The organism is Streptomyces sp. Q6 (genome assembly GCF_036967205.1).
Taxonomy (GTDB): Bacteria; Actinomycetota; Actinomycetes; order Streptomycetales; family Streptomycetaceae; genus Streptomyces; species Streptomyces citrinus.
Genome location: NZ_CP146022.1, coordinates 7,567,952 through 7,585,251, shown reverse-complemented (window position 1 = coordinate 7,585,251; position 17,300 = coordinate 7,567,952). Strand labels below are relative to the sequence as shown.

Genomic DNA, 17,300 nt, shown 5'->3' with positions numbered 1-17,300 from the left:
TGGTCACAGGGCGATCCCTTCGTCGGCCCGGTGGCAGGCGGCGAGGCCGTCGCCGTGCCGGGCGAGCACGGGCGCCTCCTGGGTGCAGCGCGCTACGGCGTGGGCGCAGCGGTCCGCGAACGCGCAGCCCGGCGGCGCCTCGGCCAGCGACACGGGGCGTCCGGGGATGGGTCGGGGCGGCGGCGCGTCGGGTTCGATGCGCGGGGTGCAGGCGAGCAGGCCCGCCGTGTACGGGTGGCGGGGCCGGTCGAACAGTTCGTCGGTGGAGCGGGTCTCGACGATGCGGCCCGCGTACATCACGTAGACCCGGTCGCAGATCGCGGCGGCGAGTTCGAGGTCGTGGGTGACGAAGAGCAGCCCGGTGCCGCGCTCCGCCCGCAGCCGGGTGAGGATCGCGATGATCTCCGCCTGCGTGGTGACGTCGAGGGCGGTGGTCGGTTCGTCGGCGAGGAGCAGCGCGGGTTCGGCGGCGAGCGCGGCGGCGATGACGACGCGTTGCAGCATGCCGCCGGAGAACTGGTGCGGGTGGCGGCGCAGCGCTCCGCGCGGGTCGCGGATGCCGACGGCGGTGAGGAGTTCCTCGGCGCGGGCCATGGCCTCGGCGGGCGGGGTGCCGCCGGCGCGGAGTCCTTCGGTGAGGAAGTCGCCGACGCGGCGCAGCGGGTTGACGGAGGCGCGCGGGTCCTGGAAGACCATCGCCACCTCGCGGGTGCGCAGTGCGGCGAGGTCGGCGGGGCTCATGGTGAGGACGTCGCGGCCCGAGACCCGGATGCGGCCGCTCGCCCGCGCGCCGCCGGGGAGCAGTCCGAGGACGCTGCGGCAGGCCACCGATTTGCCGGATCCCGACTCGCCGACGAGTCCCACGGTCTCCCCCGGCAGCACCCGCAGGCTCACGCCGTCCAGGATCGGGCGGGCCGCGCCCGTCCCGTCGCCGAGCCGGACGCTCACGTCCGTCATCTCGAGCACTGGTCGACGGTCACTCGGTTCGTTCTGCTGTGTCCGCGTCGCACTCATCGTTCCCGCCTCGCGATCCGGTCGGCGATTCCCTCGCCGACGATGCCGAACGCCACCACGGCGAGGACGATGCACGCCGAGGGCGCCAACGCCGGGAGCATCGCGCCGAGTTGGACGGCCGACTGCCCGTCGTTGATCATGGCGCCCCAGTCGGCGGTCGGCGGCTGCACGCCGAAGCCGAGGAAGGAGAGCGCCGCCAGGTCCATCAGCGCGTAGCCGAAGTTCATCGCGGACTGCGCGAAGACCGTCGGGACGATGTTGGGCAGCAGGTGGCGCAGCGAGATGGTCAGGGCGGACCAGCCCTGGACCCGGTAGGACTCGATGTACGGCCTGGCCTTCTCCTGCTGCGCGATGCTCCGTACGAGGCGGCCGACGTACGGCGTGTACGCGACCGCCATCGCGGCCACCGGCGCGGTCATCCCGGAACCGGCCACGGAGACCACGAGGATCGCGAGCAGCAGGCCGGGGATCGCGAAGACCAGGTCCATCGAGCGGGACAGGATCGCGTCCAGCCGGCCGCCGCGCCATGCGGCGGCCACCCCGAGCAGGATGCCGAGGAGCGTGGAGACGCCGACGACGAGCAGCGGCCCGAGCAGCCCGGTGCGGGCGCCGTACATGAGGCGCGACAGGATGTCCCGCCCCGACTGGTCGGTGCCGAGCGGATGGTCGGCCGAGGTGCCGACCAGGCTGTGGGCGAGGTCGACGGCCTCGGGGTCGTACGGCGCGAGGACCGGAGCGAGCACGGCGACCAGGACGAGGACGGCGAGCACCACGATCGAGGCGGTGAACATCGGGCCCTGGCCGAGGAGTTGGAGGCGCCGCAGGCCGAATCCGCGCCGGGGCGCCAGAGAGGTGGTGGTCATGAGGAGCCTTCCCCGCGCAGGGTGAGACGCGGGTCGATGAGGGGCGCGAGCAGGTCGACGGCGAGGTTCACGACGCCGAAGGCCGTCACGCTGAGGAGAGTGATCGCCTGGACGACCGCGAAGTCCTTGGCCGTGACCGACTGCACGAGCAGCGAGCCGAGGCCGGGCACGTCGAAGGCGGTCTCGACGATGGAGGTGCTGATGAGCAAGCCCGCGAGCAGGGTGCCGCCGACGGTGACGACGGGGCCGAGCGCGTTGCGCAGGACGTGCCGGCGCACCACGTCGCGGTACGCGACACCGCGGGCGCGGGCCACCTCGACGTGCTCGCGGCCCAGTTCGTCGAGCATCGCCGAGCGGGTCACGCGGGCGAGCAGCCCCGCGAAGGTCAGCGCGAGCGCCATCGCGGGGAGGGTGAGCTGGTACACGCGGTCCGCGAAGCCGCCGGCGGTGCCGCCCGGTCCGGGGAACCAGCCCAACCGCACCGAGAACACCGACACCAGGACGAGCGCGATCACGAACGACGGGGTCGCCGTCGCCACGCCGGTGCCGACGAGGACCGCCCGGTCGAGCAGCCCCGGGCGCAGGGCGGCGGCGATACCGGCCGCCGTGCCGACCAGGGCGACGAGCACGGCGGCGTACCCGACGAGCAGCGCGGTACCCGGCAGGCGGGAGCCGATGAGTCCGGAGATGTCCTGGTGGAACTGGGCGGAGCGGCCGAAGTCCCCGTGCAGCACGGCGCCGAGCCACTTTCCGTACTGGACGGGCAGCGCGTCGTCCAGGTGGTACTGGGACCGCAGGGCGGCCACGGCTTCGGGGGTCGCCGGGCGCCCGTGGAGCAGGAACGTCACGGGGTCGCCCGGCGCGAGGTGGATCGCGCCGAACACGACCACGGACGTCACGAAGAGCACCGCCGCGAGGCCCGTGAGCCGTCCGGCGAGGTAGCGCGTCATCGCTTCGCGGCCCCGATCGTCGCGGCCCACGGGTAGTACAGCTGGGCGATGCCGGTGGGTGCGCCGGTGACGCGGTTGCCGAGGAACACCGAGAACGGGGTCTCGTACACGGGGATGATGGGCAGCTCACGTACCGCGATCTTCTGGAGTTCCGCGGTGAGCCGGGTGCGCTCGGCGACGTCGGGCTCGGCGTTGGCCCGGTCGAAGGCGGCGTCGTAGGCGGCGTTCGACCAGTTGCCGTAGTTCCCGAAGTCGCCGGTGCGCAGGTACTGGTAGAACTCCAGCGGGTCCGGGGTGTTGTCGTACCCGTTGGTGATCACCAGGTCGAGGCCCTTGCGGGAGGCGGGGTCGACGAAGATGCCGCTGTAGGCGTCCGCGGAGACGGCCTTGAGGCGCACGTCGAGGCCGATCTTGCGCCCGGCGGCCTGTACGGCGTTGGCGAGGACGCTGATCTCGGGCGCGAGCGGGCTGGTGACGACGGTGATCCGCTTGCCCGTCGCTCCTGCCTGGGAGACGAGCTTCTTCGCGGCCTCGATGTCGTACGCGGGCTCGGGCAGGGCGTCGTACAGCTTGTGCCCCTGCTCCGGGTCGAGGGCCCAGGCGCCGCGCGCGGCGGGGGCCTTGGCGGGGTCGCCGACGCCGCCGGCCGCGGCCTTGATGATGTTCTTCCGGTCGAGCGCCATCGACAGCGCCCTGCGGACCTTCAGGTCGCCGAGCGGGCCGTGGAAGTTCAGCACGGCCAGGTCGGCCGCGGCCGTGTTCGGGCCGAACAGGACCTGCCCCTTGCCGCTGGAGCGCAGTTGGGCGTACGAGGAGGACGGCACCATGTAGCCGCCGTCGGCCGTGCCGGACATGAAGGCGTTGGCGCGCGCCGACGCGTCCTCGATGAACGTGAATCTGACCGCCGCCGACTTGGGTGTGAGTGCCTTGTCCCAGTAGCCGTCGAACTTCTTCAGCGTGATGCTGTCGCCCTGGTCCCAGCGGTCGAGGGCGTAGGGGCCGGTGCAGTTGACCGTGCCCTTGGGGGTGCCGTAGTCCTTGCCCTCCGCGGCGAGGGTGGCGGCGGACTCGACGGTGCCGGGTGAGGCGGCGAGGAGTTCGTTGAACAGGACGTCGGGCTTGGTGAGCTTGACGGTCACCTCCAACGCGCCGCTCTTCTCTATGGACTTGACGTTCTTGAAGGCGGATCCCCAGGGGGAGCCGGTCGCCGGTTCCATCTGCCGCTTCAGCGAGGCGACCGCGTCGTTCGCGGTCATGGTCGTGCCGTCGTGGAACCTCACCCCGGGGCGCAGCGTGTAGACGTACGTCTTCGGATCGGGATGCCGGTACGTGGTGGCGAGCCCCGGCTCGATCCTCAAGTCCGGTGTGACGCGCAGCAGTTGCTCGCAGACGTTGGCGAGGACGGTGTTGGGCGGGTAGTCGTACGCGAGGGCGTGGTCGAGCGTGTACGGCTCCGCGTACAGCGACCAGGTGACGGAGTCGAGCGGCCCCTTCGCCGGTGACGAGGTCGCCTTGACCGCGTCGGTGGAGGCCGGGCCGGTGGATTTCCGGGCCGTGGCGCCGGAGCACGCGCTCGTGGCGGCGAGCGCGGTGACGGCGGCGAGGCACAGAGCGGTTCTGGGCATGCGCATGCGTTTCACCCCTTGATGGGTGTGGCGGAGGTACGGGCGGTTCCCGGTGCGAGGACGGGGCGCTGGGGGGTGGACCGAAGTATTGATGCGGGAACGTTCCCGCACAAGACCTTGCGGGAACGGTTTTGCTGAGGTCGCGAGGGTGGCAGCATCAGCCCCATGACCGAACCTTCACGGCGCCCCGGGCAGCCGTCGCCGCCCCCGGTGCGGGTCCGTCTCGTGGACGTCGCCCGGGAGACGGGCCTGTCCAAGACCACCGTCTCCGCGGCGCTCACCGGCACCGGACGGCTCTCCGAAGCGGTACGCGAACGAGTGCGGGAGACGGCGCGCGCCATGGGCTACCGGCCGAACGCCACCGCACGTCAACTGCGCGCGGGGCGGGCCCGGTTGATCGGGTACGTCGTCGGGGAGTACGCCGGGGAGCCCTGGGCGTTCCTGGAGTCGCCGTACGTCGCCCGGCTCACCGGGGCCACCGCGGCGACCGCCATCGAGCGCGGCTACGCGATGGTGCTGCTCCCCGCGGGGTCGCTCCAGAACGAGTGGGTGGAGCTGCCGCTGGACGCGGTGGTGGTCGCCGATCCCGTGGCCGACGACCGGATCGTCGACGACCTGCTCGCGGCGGGCATCCCGGTGTTCAGCGACCGCTCGGTGGCCGGGCGGCCCGGCGCGTACTGGGTGGACGTGGACGCCGAAGCGGCGCTGCGGGAGATCCTCGACCATCTCGCGGAGCAGGGCGCCGGGCGGCCCGCGCTGGTGGCGCCCGTGACGGACACCCGCTTCAACCGCGACGCGCTCGCCGCCTACCGCGCCTGGTGCGCCGAGCGCGGCCTGGCGGAGCGCGTCGTGCGCGCCGAGGGTGCGGGCAACGGCCCGGTCGTGCGGGCCCTGGAGGAGATGCTCACGCAAGGCGAGCTCCCCGACGCGCTGGTGCTGGTGGCCGAGGCGAGCCCGCCGCTCGTGCTGGAGGCGCTGCGCCGCCACGGTCTCGACGTACCGGGCGATCTGCTCCTGGTCTGCGTGAGCGAGGACGTGACGGCGCTGCACACCTCCCCCGCGGTGACGACGCTGAGTCTGCGGCCCCGGGCCGTCGCGCAGGCCGGGGTGGAGCGCATGGTGGCCGTCCTGGAACAGGGCATGACCGAGCCCGCCGGAACCTTGGTGCCGACCCGCCTCCAGGTACGGGCCTCCTCACTGCGCCCGAGCGTGCCGCCTGCGTAGACCTGCTCCCCCCGGGCACCGACGGCGGTGTCTCACGCCCTGAGGTAGGCGAGGACGGCGAGGACGCGGCGGTGCGTCTCGTCCGCCTGGGGCAGGTCGAGTTTGGTGAGGATGCCGCTGATGTGCTTGCCGACGGCCGCCTCGGACACCACCAGTTCGCGGGCGATCGCCCCGTTCGATCTGCCCTCCGCGATCAGGGCGAGGACCTCGCGCTCGCGCGGGGTGAGGCGCTCCAGCGGGTCGCGGCGGCGGCGCAGCAGTTGGCGCACCACCTCGGGGTCGACGACGGTGCCGCCGTCGGCGACCTCGCACAGGGCGTCCACGAACTCCTCGACCTGACCGACCCGGTCCTTGAGCAGATAGCCGACGCCCGTGCCGTCCCCGGAGTCGAGCAGCTCCGCCGCGTAGGTCCGCTGCACGTACTGGCTCAGGACGAGCACCGGCAGCGCGGGCTGCTGCTCGCGCAGCCGGACGGCCGCGTGCAGCCCCTCGTCCTGGAATCCGGGCGGCATCCGTACGTCGGTGACGACGATGTCCGGCGCGTGCTCCTCGGTGGCGGCGATCAGCGCCGGGGCGTCCCCGACGGCGGCGACCACCTCGTGCCCGAGGCGGCCGAGCAGGCCGATGAGCCCTTCGCGCAGCAGCACGCGGCCGCCGGAATCCGCCGCACGTCCGCGATCGCGGCGCCCGTCCTGGTCACGGTGGCCCTCGCGGGCTCCCTGCTCGGGGCCACGGCCACCCTGAACGCGGCCGCGGCGACCGAAACGCGGGAGCGGACCACGGCCGACTTCGTGGTGCGCCCCGCCGGTGACGCCGGGTTCGACCCGGCGACGGTGGCGCGGCTGGAGGCGGTCGAGGGGGCGCGGGTGTCGGCGACGTCGGCCGGTGCCGTGTACGTCCTGGAGGAGGGCGTCGCCCTGGTCAGGTCCGAGGCGCGCGCGGCGCGTCCGGGTCCGCTCGCCGGGACGGTGCGGCTGCCGCTGACCGCGGGGAAGGTCGCCGACCTCGACGACGACTCGATCATCGTCAACGAGGAGTGGGCGCAGCACACCGTGGGCCACCGGGTCGCGGTGTGGCTCGGCGACGGTACGAGGAAGTCGCTGCGCGTCGCCGCCGTCATGCCCGTCGGCACCGGCGACAACGGCGCCTACATCACCCCGGCCAACGCGCGCCGGGCGCCCGTGGACCGCGTGGACGTCTCGGTCGCCCACGGGGCCGACGCCGCCGCGGTGGCCGCGGATCTGCGCCGGGCGGTGGGCGGCGCGGGCGGGCGGGTGCTCACCAAGGACCAGTGGGTGGCGGCGAGTTGCCCCGAGACGAACCGGACCACCCGGTACGGCCTCCTCCTGGTCCTCGGCATCGCCCTGCTCTACACCGGGATCTCGCTGGCCAACACGATGGTCATGGCGACGTCCGACCGGGTCCGCGACCTGGCCGTGCTCCGCCTCGCCGGGGCCACCCACCGGCAGGTCCTGCGGATGGTCGGCGCCGAGGCGCTGATGGTCGTCGTGGTCGGTGCGGTCCTCGGGCTGCTGGTCGCCGGGCTGAACCTGGCCGGTATGTGGGCCGCGCTCGGCCTCCAGTCGGTGGGGAGCCCGGTGGAGCTGCCGTGGACGGAGATCGGGGCGACGGTCGCGGCGTGCGCGACGCTCGCCGTCCTGTTCTCCGTAGCGCCCGCGTCGTGGGCGATGCGCCGCCGGGCCGTGGAGCAGGCCGGCGTGAAGGAGTGAGCGGGAGACGGCCGGGCGCGGGGCACGGATCCCGTTCCGTGTCCCCGCGCCCGGACCGGCGTCACGCGTCCTCGGTGACCGGGCTCGTGCGCGGCAGGGTCAGTACCGCCGCGAAGCCCAGGACCGCGACCGCCGCGAAGAAGTAGAAGCCCCACGGGTGGCCGATGCCGGAGGCGACCAGGGCGCCGGTGATGGTCGGGCCGACGATGGAGCCCATGCGGCCGATGCCCGACGCCGAGCCCAGGGCGGTGCCGCGCAGGGAGGCCGGGTAGTAGTTCGTCACGTAGGCGTAGACGAGCACCTGCGCGGAGAAGACGAACACACCGGTCAGGAACACGACGCAGTTCAGCAGCAGGTCGCTGTCCATCTTGATGCTGAGCAGCGCCAGCATGACGACGGACACCGCGAACCAGCCGAGGGCCGTGAGCTTGATGCCGCGCCGGTCCGCGACGAAGCCGCCGATGACGAGTCCGACGACACCGCCGATGTTCAGGATGAGCAGCTGTGTGACGGCGGTCGGGACCGGGTAGCCCGCGTCGTTCATCAGCTTCGGCAGCCAGGTGTTGAGTCCGTAGACCAGCAGCAGGCCCATGAACGACGCGACCCAGATGCCGATGCCGGCCCGCAGGTACACGGGCTTGAGCAGTTCGGTGAACGGGACCCGCTCGGCGTCGGAGCTGCGCGCCTTCTCGAACGCCGCCGACTCCGGCAGCCGGAACCACTGGATCACGGCGACCACGAGGCCGATGGCGCCCAGCGCGTAGAACAGGATCTGCCAGTTGTCGGTGACCTGGAGGGCCAGCAGCGAGGTGATGACCGCGCCGGTGTGGTAGCCGGTCATCGTCAACGTCGAGGCGCGCGCCCGCCGGTGGGCGGGCATGCTCTCGGCCATCATCGTCAGGGACACCGGCATGCAGGCGCCGAGGCCGAGGCCGGCCAGGAACCGCAGTGCGGCGAACAGGGTGACCGATCCCGCCTCCGGGACCAGCAGCGTGAACACGGAGAACACCACCACCGAGCCGATCAGCAGGTGGCGGCGGCCGAGGCGGTCGGCCAGCGGACCGACGCAGACCGCGCCGATGGCCACGCCGACCATGGACGTGGTCGCGATGGTGGTGGCATCACCCGTGGTCATGCCGAGGTGGTGGGTCTTGAGGAGGGTGGGAATGATCGCGCCGAGGACGACGAGGTCGTACCCCTCGAGCAGGACGGTGATCCAGCACAGGACGACGGTCCAGGTGCTGCGTGTGTCGACGCCGGATCTTTCCGGCGCCTGCGTCGTGACAGCGTTGTTCACGGTGAACGACCCCCTGGGGCGGCTACGAGGCGAAGGAGCGGGGCGGATCAGAAGGGGTAGTCGGCGATGTCCGGCCGGACGGTGACCCACTGGGTCTCGGTGAACGCCTCGATGTTGGCCGTGGCGCCGCCGAACCGGGAGCCGGTGCCGGACGCCTTCACTCCGCCGAAGGGGGCGTTGGGCTCGTCGGCCACCGTCTGCTCGTTGATGTGGATCTTTCCGGACTCGATGCTGTCGGCGAGCTTCATCGCGGTGCCGACGTCGCCGAGGATGCTGACCGACAGGCCGTACTCGCAGTCGTCGACGATGCGCGCGGCCTCGTCGAGGGTCGAGAAGCCGATCACGGGGGCGACGGGGCCGAAGATCTCCTCGCGCCAGGCCGGCATGTCCGCGGTGACTCCGGTGAGGACGGTGGCCGGGTAGCAGGCTCCGTCGATCGCGCCGCCGGCGGCGAGCGTCGCGCCCGCGGCGACGCTGTCGGTGACGAGGGAGTGGATCCGCTCCAGCTGGCGGCGGTCGATGATCGGGCCGAGGGCCACGTCCTGCCGGGCGGGGTCACCGACGGGCAGCGCCTTCGCCTTGGCGGCCAGTGCGGCGCCGTACTCCTCGACGAGCGACTCGTGCACGATGTGGCGGCCGGTGGTCATACAGATCTGCCCCTGGTGCAGATACGAGCCGAACGCGCCCGCGGAGGCCGCCTTCTGGACGTCGGCGCCGGGCAGCACCACCAGGGCGTTGTTGCCGCCGAGTTCGAGGTGGGCCCGCTTGAGGAGCCGCCCGGCCTGCTCGCCGATGGCCCGGCCGACGGGGGTGGAGCCGGTGAAGGAGATGACCCGTACCTCGGGCGCCTCGACCAGGGCCTGGCCCACGGCGCCGTCGCCCGGCAGCAGGTGCAGCACCCCGGCGGGCAGACCGGCCTCCTCGAAGATCCGCATGATCACGACGCCGCCGCTGACGGCCGTGCGCGGGTCCGGCTTGAGCAGGACGGCGTTGCCGAGGGCGAGCGCGGGCGCGACCGAACGCAGGCCGAGGATGAGCGGGAAGTTGAACGGCGCGATGACGCTGACGACCCCCGCGGGGCGCCGCCGGGCCAGTGACCAGCGGGCCTCTTCGGAGGTGAGCACCTCGCCGTGCGGGTGGGTGGGCAGGGAGGCGCATTCGAAGGCCTCGCCGACGGCGAGCCCGGCCTCGAAGGCGGCCTTGGGGCGGGTGGATCCGGCCTCGCGTATCAGCCAGTCCTCGATCTCGGCGGCGTGCCGGGTGAACAGCTCGCCCGCGCGCCGCATGACCGCCGCGCGCTGCTGCGGGAGGTCGCGGCCCAGGCGCGCTGTGTCTCGGCGGCGTGGCGCGCCGCGCGGCGGACGTCGTCCGCGTCGGCCAGGCCCACGGTGCCGAGTTCGGCGCCCGTGGCCGGTTCGCGGACGGTGTGGGTGGCGGTGGATCGCTGCCAGCCGTCGCTGTGGAAGCTGCTGCCCCAGACGGCGCTGTCCAGGAGTGTCATCGTGTGTCCGTTCGTCGGTGCGGGCGGGGGACGTGGGGAGGGTCAGGACGGGGTGGTCAGAGCGGTGTCGACCTGGATGAGGCGGGGATGGGCGGGGCGCTCGGCGAGCGCGGCCCGCAGTTCGTCGGTGCCGGTGACGTGCTGGGCCGCGACCCCGTACCCCTCGGCGATGCGGGTGAAGTCGAGTCCCGGGATGTCGAGGCCGGGTGCGTCGGGTACCCCGAGCAGTCCGCCGAACCAGCGCAGGGCGCCGTACGTGCCGTTGCGCAACAGCACGATGGTGACCGGGAGTCGCTGCTGCGCCGCGGTCCACAGCGCGGTGATGCCGTAGTTGGCGGAGCCGTCGCCGATGACGCCGACGACGGGGCGGTCCGGCTGTCCGAGGGCGACGCCGACGGCCCCGGGAAGTCCGAAGCCGAGACCGCCCGCGGCGGGGAAGTAGTACGAGCCGGAGCGGCGCAGGTCCATCTGGCGCCACCACGCGGCGTTGGTGGACGTCGACTCGACGACGTAGGCCGTGTCGCGCGGCATCTCGTCGCGCAGCGCCGCGAAGACCTGTTCCGGGTGGAGGGCGGGGCCCTCGGCGGTGAGCGGCTCGGGGTCGCCGCGGTAGGGGGCGGCGGGGCGGTCGGGGCGGTCGAGCGCCTGGACCAGGAGGTCGATGACCGCGCCGGGGTGGGCGACCAGGGCCTCGCCCATGGGCGCGCGGGCGGCGGCGGAGGCGTCGTCGGTCACCTGGATCAGCCGTGTGCCCTGCGGCAGGTACGGGCCGGGCAGGTACTCGTGGTAGCGGAACACCGGGGCGCCGAGGACCAGCACGAGGTCGTGGCCCTCGAAGGCCTCGGTCACCGGCGCGATGCCGGCCGGCAGCACGCCGCGGAACAGCGGGTGCCGGTTGGGGAAGGGGAGCCGGAACTGCGAGGGCGCGGCCCACACCGGGCAGTCGAGGCGCTCGGCGAGCTCGACGGCGTCGTCGAACAGACCCGCCGTGTCGATGTCCCCGCCGATGACGAGCAGCGGCCGCCGGGCGCCGGTCACCTGACCGACCAGCCAGTCCGCCTGTGCTGCGCCGGGTGCCGACGCGCGGATCACCCGGCGGTCGAGGATCGGCAGGCTGTTGTCCCCGGCCTCGGCCGCCCAGTCGTCGTACGGGACGGAGAGATAGGTGGGGCGGCGCTGGAGTTCGGCCTCGAAGAGGGCCTGGGCGAGGGCGCGCGGGACGTCCTGGGCGCACGCGGGCTCGGCGGCCCAGCCGACGAGCGGCTTCATCAGCGCGGGGGCGTCGACGCTGGCGAGGTTGGCCTCGGGGCCGATCGCCGGCCGCACCTGCTGGCCGGCGACGACGACGAGGGGCGTACGCGACGCCACGGCGTTGGTCAGGGCGCCCATGGCGTTGCCGGAGCCGGAGGCGGCGTGGAGGTTGACGAGGACGGGGCGGCCGGTGGCCTGGGCGTAGCCGTCCGCCATGCCGACGACGGCGCCCTCGTGGAGCCCCAGCACATAGCGGAAGGACTCCGGCAGTTCGGCCAGGAAGGGCAGCTCGTTGGAGCCGGGATTGCCGAAGACGGTGGTGAGTCCCTGACGGTCCAGGAACTCGTGGGAGATGCGGCGTACGGAGGGCACGGACGGTCCTTTCACGGCGATGGCGAACACGCTAGGGACCCCATGACATTCACACCAATAGATAGTGCGGCGGGCCGATATAGAGTGGATCGATATGGCGAGTCTCGATCTCAATCTCATCCGGGTCTTCGTGATGCTCTACGAGACCAGCAACGTGACGGCCACGGCCGAGGCGCTGCACGTCACCCAGCCCACCGTCAGCTACAACCTGGGCAAGCTGCGGCGGCACTTCGGCGACGAGCTCTTCCGGCGCACGGGGCGCGGCCTCGCGCCGACTGCAGGGGCGCGCCGCCTGTACGAACCGCTCCAGGCGGCGCTCGCGCAGATCGACCGGACGGTCCGGCAGGCCGATGTGTTCGACCCGCACACCATGCCGGGCCGCTTCACCGTCGCCATGTCGGACCTGGGTGAGACCACGCTCCTGCCCCGGCTGGTGGCGGCGGCGCGGGAGCGGGCGCCCGAGGTGACGTTCGCCGTGCTGCCGCTCGACGTGGACGACGCGGAGGGGCAGCTGCGCCGCGGCGAGCTCGACGCGTTCGTCGCGACTCCGGTCCTGGCCTCCCACCGGACCGTGCGCATCCCCCTGTTCCGGGAGCGGTACGTGGGGATGGTCGCCAGTGATCATCCGCGGATCCACGGTACGGAGATCAGCTTCGCGGAGCTGGCCACCGAACACCACGCGTCGGTGCACGGCCCCAGCGGGCACGCCGTCCCGCGCGACGTGCTCGCCGCGCACGGGCTGCTCGACCGGGTGGCCGTCGACGCCACCCGTTTCTCGATGCTGCCCTACCTCCTGGAGCAGACCGACCTGATCGCGATCGTCCCCGAGTACGTCGGTGAGGTCTTCGCCGCGTCCCACCAAGTCCGCACGGTGCGGCTGCCGTTCGAGGCGGAACCGATGGAGGTGGCGCTCTACGCGCGCCACGAGTCGTCGCGCACGCCGTCCCAGCGGTGGCTCGTCCGGTTCATGACCGAGGTGCTCGGCACGCTGGTGAGCGCCACCCAGCTGCCGCCGTCCAAGGCCGGCTGACGTCCACGGTCCGACGGCTCCGTGTCCGGGAGCAGGCACGGCCGGGGCGAGCGCGTGCGCTCACCCCGGCCGTGTGTCACGTCATCCGGTTCGCTGGTCCCGGCGGTGCGTTCAGCTCAGCTTGTACGCCGTGGGCATCGTCTGCCGGACGGTGTCCCCCTTGGTGTCCGTCGCGTGGACCCGCAGGCCGACGCTCTGGGCGGCCTGCTTGCCGCTCGGGTTGTCGATCTGGGCGGTGTAGGTGTTGCCGCCCGAGGCCCTGCTGGTCACCGGCTTCCAGCTCTTCCCTCCGTCGTAACTTGCCTCGATCTTCAGCGAGTTGACCTTCGGCGGGGCGGTGAGACGTTCCTGGTAGTAGGCGGTGACGGTGATCTCGTGCCGCTTCCCGGCCTTCGCGGTGTTGTCGAGGGCCAGGCCCAGGTCGTACCGCAGGAAGATCAGGGACTCGGGCCTGCACGCCGCGTCGTTGCCGCCGACGAGGTCGCCCATGCACGGGTTCTGCTTCGGGGCCTCGCCCTTGGACGGTTTGTCGGAGACGTACTGCCATACGGTCGCCACACCGTCGGTCTCGGTCTCGAACGTGTACCGGGCGGAGTCCGCCGGCAGTTCGTAGGAGACGAGGTCGCCTGCGCCGGCGCAGCCGGAGACGGTCAGCGCCGCCACGGTGGCGAGCACCGCGAGGACACCTCTGCGGCGACGGACCTGGGACGCGCTCGGGATCATCGTGCTGGTCTCCTTCTTCTGCGCGGTCTCCGGCGTCATCCCAGCACCCCGGCGTTGGTGACGAACAGGTGCCGGGTGCCGGGCTCGATCTTCCGCCCGGACGCGTCCGACAGGCTGAAGGTGCACCGCGCGTCCTGGATGGTCATGGAGGGCGGCGGGGTCGGTCCGCAGGCGCTGATGCCGAACGCGAAGTGGGTGAACAGGTCGTCGTCGACCGTGCCGATCAGCGCCTGGCGTGCGCCGCCGCTGCTGGTCAGGTAGAGGGACGGGTAGAAGGTGTTGCCCTGCCGGCAGGCCGCGCAGGGGGTCGGCTCCCCGGTGAAGCCGGATGCCGTCCGTACCGTCGGCACGGCCCCCGGTACGCCGGGCCCCTCGTTCCAGTGGACTTCGTTCTTCCTGGACAGGAGCTGCTCGTGGGTCTCGTCGCGCACGTGGTTCAGCGCGCCGTTGTCGAGGAGGTCGCCCCAGCCGGCGTCGAACCGGTCGATGGCGTCGGCCTGCGGCTGGACGTACACGGTGAGCCGCTGCCGGGTCGGCACGGTCGGCAGGGCCATGGCCACCGAGTCGGGAGCCGCCTGCGACCGCTGTTCCCAGGTCAGTCGGGTGAGCGTGCCGACCCGGTCCGAGTGGAAGGAGTGCTCGACGCGCTGGAGGCGGTCCGCGTCGAGGCGGTACGTGAGGTCCGACGGGACGCGTCCCCCGCTGGTGAAGCGCGCGGCGTAGACCGTCGGGGTGTCACTGCCGCCGAGGTCGATCGCGATGCCGGTGGGCCGGGCCTCGATCCGCTCGATCAGGCGCTGGGCCTGGTCGTGGCCGACCGTGACGACGGGCAGCGGGGCGTACGGGGCGAGGGCGTCGCAGGACTCCGGGGTCGGCCCGCACACCTGGAAGCCGTAGGAGGCGTTCAGGCCGGTCAGGCCCGGCGAGGCGACCAGGACACCGGTGGCGCCCGCGGCCGCGGCGGGAGCCAGCCGCTCGTCACGGAGCCGGTCGAAGTCGCACGTCGCCGCGCAGAGGTCGGTGGGCGTGATCAGCACCAGTTTGCCGTCGACGTCGAGGTCGGCGATCTCCGCGGCGGTGCCTGCGCCGGCGTGGACGACGGGCACACGGCCCTTGGTCGGCAGCCGGGGGATCTTCGCGTCGGACTCTCCGTAGCCCTGTGTCGCCCCGACGAGGATCGACGCGGTCTGCAACGTCGCGTCCGGCGTCTGGTAGCGGGCGGACAGGTCGAACGCGTCGCCACCGCCGACCGCCTTCATGGTGACGAGCGGGGTCGTCCGCACGCTGTAGGTGTGCTGGGTCAGGGTGCCGGTGCGCACCTTTCCGGTGGGCAGGGCCCACCAGTTCGCCGTCTCCCGGGCCTGGTAGTCGACGGAGAGGTCCGTCGCCATCGACCAGGCGCCGGTCGCCGAGACCCGCTCCGTGGCGCTGAGTGCCGCGTACGTCTCGGTCGCCACCGGGGTCCGCACGCTCACGGGGACGAGCTTGCGCAGGTCGAGGGTGACGGTGGTGGCCTTGTCGAGCGTCGCCTCGGGCACCACGGGCGCCGCGCTCTGGAGTGCGCCGGAGGCGTCCTTCCAGGTGACGGGCACGGTGGCCGAGTACGTGCTGCCCCGGTAGAGCGAGGCGGTGGTCGACGCGGAGCCCGGCACGGTGTCGAGGCCGTCGTGGAGCGCGTCCTTGTCGTCGACCGGGGTGAAGACCGCGGTGCCGTAGGCGAGGGCGGTGGCGCCGTCGGGCGGCGTGATCCTCACCGTCAGCGGAACCCGCTCGGCCTCCAGGAAGGTGCTGATGCGCGAGGTGGTCCGGAGGGCGCCCGACGCGTCGCGGGCGGTCAGCTCACCGCTCCAGCGGCCGAAGGCGCCGTCGGTGCCGAGCGCGCCGCCGTCGACCGTCACCGTCACCTCGGCCGAGCCGCCCGCGGGCAGCGAAACGCGGTTCCGGCTGAGGCTGATCAGGCCCTTGGGCGCTGAGGCGCCTGCGGAGGAGAGCGACGCCGACAGGTCGAGCGTCGTCGCGCTGCCGGTGAGGTTCGTGTACGTGACGGTTCTCGTGCCGGGCGCGTGCGGGTAGGCGCGGCGGCCGAAGTTCAGGGTTCCGGAGGCGATGATCTGCCGCGGCTCGGTGGCCTGCACAAGGTCGACGCGGCCGACGCCCTGCTCGCTCGGCTTGTACCCCAGGTCCTTGGCGGTGCCCATCAGGAGCGCCTTGATCTGACTGCCGGTCAGCTCCGGGTGCTGCTGGGCCACCAGGGCCGCGGCGCCGGCCACGTGCGGGGTGGCCATCGAGGTTCCGCCGGCGGCCGTGTACGTGTCGTTCAGCGGGGTGCCCATGGCGGTGCCGGCGGCTCGGGCCGCGATGATGCCGACGCCGGGAGCCGCGATGTCCGGCTTCGGCGCGTAGTCCCCGACGCGCGGGCCACGGCTGGAGAAGTACGCCAGCTTGTCGTGCTTGTCGACGGCGGCCACGGTCAGCGCCTCGTCGGCGGCGCCGGGGTAGCCGACCTGGCCGGTGTCCGGGCCCGAGTTGCCCGCGGCGACGACGAACAGGGTGCCGGTGTCCCGGCTGAGCCGGTCGAGCGCCAGGCTCTGCGGGTCGGTCCCGTCGGTGGGGCCGCCGCCGAGGCTCATGTTCACGATCTTGGCGCCCGAGTGGGCGGCCCACTCCATGCCGGCGATGACGTCGGAGTCGCGACAGGCCCCTTCGTCGTCGCAGACCTTGCCGACCTTCAACCGGGCCTCGGGGGCGACACCTCGGTACTTGCCGTCGGAGGCGGCTCCGGTGCCGAGGATGGTGGCGGCCACGTGGGTGCCGTGGCCGTAACCGTCCTTGGCCTCGGCGGAGGTTCCGGTGAAGTCGACCTTCTCGGCGATGCGGTCGGCCACGTCCGGGTGGGTGGCGTCGATGCCGGTGTCGAGGACCGCGACCGAGACGCCCTTGCCGTCGTAGCCGCGCTGTCGTGCGACGTCGCCGCCGATCTGGGCCACGGACGTGTCCAGGGTGACCCGGGACATCCCGTTCAGCCAGACCTTCTTGACACCGGCGAGGGAGCCGGCCGACCGGGCGGCGGAGGCGGATCCCTTCTTGCTGCGGACCCCCTTCCACCACGTGCCCTTGCCGGCGATGTCCAGGGAGCGGCCGCCGACGCTGCGCAGCGCCCTGCCCTTGCTCGTCCCGGCCACCTTCGGCGCCTCGGTGACGTCGTCCTTGTCGGTGTAGCCGACGATGACGGGCACCTCGCCGGTCGTGCCCGCCGCGACGAGCCGCGACAGCGAGGTGAGGTCGAACAGCGACCAGTCGAGGATGCCCTCACCGAGCAGGTTCAGGGCGTCGTTGGGGACGACGTACGCGCGTCCGGAACGGGTGATGGTGTGGAAGACGACAGGGGCTCCGCCCGTCCGGGCGGCGGCCTCGGTCCCGCGGACGACCACCTTGCCGTCGTCGAGACCGATCTTCACCTTGTCGCCGGTGACCAGGGTGACCGGTACGTCCTTGCCGATCGCGGCGACCGCCCTGGCCAGTTCGGCGTCGTCGATCGGGGTCGAGTCGGTGACCGCGTCCGCGGTCCGCGGTCCCGCGGAGGCACGGGTCGCCGTCGCGGTGGCGTCCGACGTCTGCCGGACGGGTGGGGCTGCCTGGGCCGCCGTCGCCGGCAGCACCGTCCCGAGGACGGTCATGCCCAGGGTCAGCGCACTCATGTGGCGTCTAAGACGCCGTAGT

General features: G+C 72.8%; 11 protein-coding genes and 2 pseudogenes. 3 read left to right on the top strand and 10 right to left on the bottom strand.

Features of this window, described 5'->3' with window-relative positions:
- Window positions 1-3: 3 nt before the first annotated feature.
- From V2W30_RS34820 to V2W30_RS34805, 4 genes are read right to left on the bottom strand one after another with little or no spacing between them, the layout of a single operon-like run.
- Window positions 4-957 carry an ABC transporter ATP-binding protein gene (locus V2W30_RS34820; protein WP_338703877.1) on the bottom strand — a complete coding sequence of 318 codons (954 nt, stop codon included), beginning with the start codon at window positions 955-957 and terminating at the stop codon, window positions 4-6.
- Window positions 958-1,010: 53 nt separating this feature from the next.
- On the bottom strand, window positions 1,011-1,877 hold the full coding sequence (locus tag V2W30_RS34815) for an ABC transporter permease (protein ID WP_338702577.1): 867 nt from the start codon (window positions 1,875-1,877) through the stop codon (window positions 1,011-1,013).
- Window positions 1,874-2,827, bottom strand: a complete 954-nt coding sequence (locus V2W30_RS34810) for an ABC transporter permease (RefSeq protein ID WP_338702576.1) — start codon at window positions 2,825-2,827, stop codon at window positions 1,874-1,876. The genes V2W30_RS34815 and V2W30_RS34810 overlap by 4 nt, the downstream gene beginning before the upstream one ends.
- Entirely contained in the window at window positions 2,824-4,458 is a 1,635-nt protein-coding gene (locus V2W30_RS34805) for an ABC transporter substrate-binding protein (RefSeq protein WP_338702575.1), read from the bottom strand. Before V2W30_RS34805 ends, V2W30_RS34810 begins: the two co-directional genes overlap by 4 nt.
- 159 nt (window positions 4,459-4,617) lie before the next feature.
- On the opposite strand from V2W30_RS34805, the gene V2W30_RS34800 reads away from it, so the two are divergent.
- Complete coding sequence (locus tag V2W30_RS34800) at window positions 4,618-5,676, top strand: LacI family DNA-binding transcriptional regulator (RefSeq protein ID WP_338702574.1); 1,059 nt, start codon at window positions 4,618-4,620, stop codon at window positions 5,674-5,676.
- A gap of 32 nt (window positions 5,677-5,708) precedes the next feature.
- Here the strand turns inward: V2W30_RS34800 and V2W30_RS34795 are convergent, their stop codons facing one another.
- On the bottom strand, window positions 5,709-6,323 hold the full coding sequence (locus V2W30_RS34795) for a response regulator transcription factor (protein WP_338702573.1): 615 nt from the start codon (window positions 6,321-6,323) through the stop codon (window positions 5,709-5,711).
- Here V2W30_RS34795 and V2W30_RS34790 point away from each other — a divergent pair.
- Window positions 6,321-7,406: pseudogene (locus V2W30_RS34790) on the top strand (FtsX-like permease family protein); the annotation flags it as partial. The gene V2W30_RS34795 and the pseudogene V2W30_RS34790 sit on opposite strands and share 3 nt — an antisense overlap.
- A gap of 61 nt (window positions 7,407-7,467) precedes the next feature.
- Here the strand turns inward: V2W30_RS34790 and V2W30_RS34785 are convergent.
- From V2W30_RS34785 to mdlC, 3 genes and pseudogenes are all read right to left on the bottom strand, one after another.
- Window positions 7,468-8,703: an aromatic acid/H+ symport family MFS transporter gene (locus V2W30_RS34785; protein WP_338702572.1), complete on the bottom strand. Its 1,236-nt coding sequence runs from the start codon at window positions 8,701-8,703 to the stop codon at window positions 7,468-7,470.
- 47 nt (window positions 8,704-8,750) lie between these two features.
- Window positions 8,751-10,204, bottom strand: a pseudogene (locus tag V2W30_RS34780) (benzaldehyde dehydrogenase).
- 42 nt (window positions 10,205-10,246) lie between these two features.
- Window positions 10,247-11,827 carry a benzoylformate decarboxylase gene (gene mdlC, locus V2W30_RS34775; protein WP_338702571.1) on the bottom strand — a complete coding sequence of 527 codons (1,581 nt, stop codon included), beginning with the start codon at window positions 11,825-11,827 and terminating at the stop codon, window positions 10,247-10,249.
- 94 nt (window positions 11,828-11,921) lie between these two features.
- Between mdlC and V2W30_RS34770 the strand changes: the two genes are divergently transcribed.
- On the top strand, window positions 11,922-12,857 hold the full coding sequence (locus V2W30_RS34770; protein ID WP_338702570.1) for a LysR family transcriptional regulator: 936 nt from the start codon (window positions 11,922-11,924) through the stop codon (window positions 12,855-12,857).
- A gap of 111 nt (window positions 12,858-12,968) precedes the next feature.
- Here the strand turns inward: V2W30_RS34770 and V2W30_RS34765 are convergent, their stop codons facing one another.
- A complete protein-coding gene (locus tag V2W30_RS34765; protein WP_338702569.1) occupies window positions 12,969-13,619 on the bottom strand; it encodes a hypothetical protein in 651 nt (216 codons plus the stop codon).
- Window positions 13,616-17,278 carry a S8 family peptidase gene (locus V2W30_RS34760; RefSeq protein WP_338702568.1) on the bottom strand — a complete coding sequence of 1,221 codons (3,663 nt, stop codon included), beginning with the start codon at window positions 17,276-17,278 and terminating at the stop codon, window positions 13,616-13,618. The genes V2W30_RS34765 and V2W30_RS34760 overlap by 4 nt, the downstream gene beginning before the upstream one ends.
- Window positions 17,279-17,300 lie beyond the last annotated feature (22 nt).

Excerpts from the sequence above, each read along its gene's own strand:
- V2W30_RS34820 (WP_338703877.1), bottom strand. The coding sequence starts at position 957 with ATGACGGACGTGAGCGTCCGGCTCGGCGACGGGACGGGCGCGGCCCGC.
- V2W30_RS34815 (WP_338702577.1), bottom strand. The coding sequence starts at position 1,877 with ATGACCACCACCTCTCTGGCGCCCCGGCGCGGATTCGGCCTGCGGCGC.
- V2W30_RS34810 (WP_338702576.1), bottom strand. The coding sequence starts at position 2,827 with ATGACGCGCTACCTCGCCGGACGGCTCACGGGCCTCGCGGCGGTGCTC.
- V2W30_RS34805 (WP_338702575.1), bottom strand. The coding sequence starts at position 4,458 with ATGCGCATGCCCAGAACCGCTCTGTGCCTCGCCGCCGTCACCGCGCTC.
- V2W30_RS34800 (WP_338702574.1), top strand. The coding sequence starts at position 4,618 with ATGACCGAACCTTCACGGCGCCCCGGGCAGCCGTCGCCGCCCCCGGTG.
- V2W30_RS34770 (WP_338702570.1), top strand. The coding sequence starts at position 11,922 with ATGGCGAGTCTCGATCTCAATCTCATCCGGGTCTTCGTGATGCTCTAC.
- V2W30_RS34765 (WP_338702569.1), bottom strand. The coding sequence starts at position 13,619 with ATGACGCCGGAGACCGCGCAGAAGAAGGAGACCAGCACGATGATCCCG.
- V2W30_RS34760 (WP_338702568.1), bottom strand. The coding sequence starts at position 17,278 with ATGAGTGCGCTGACCCTGGGCATGACCGTCCTCGGGACGGTGCTGCCG.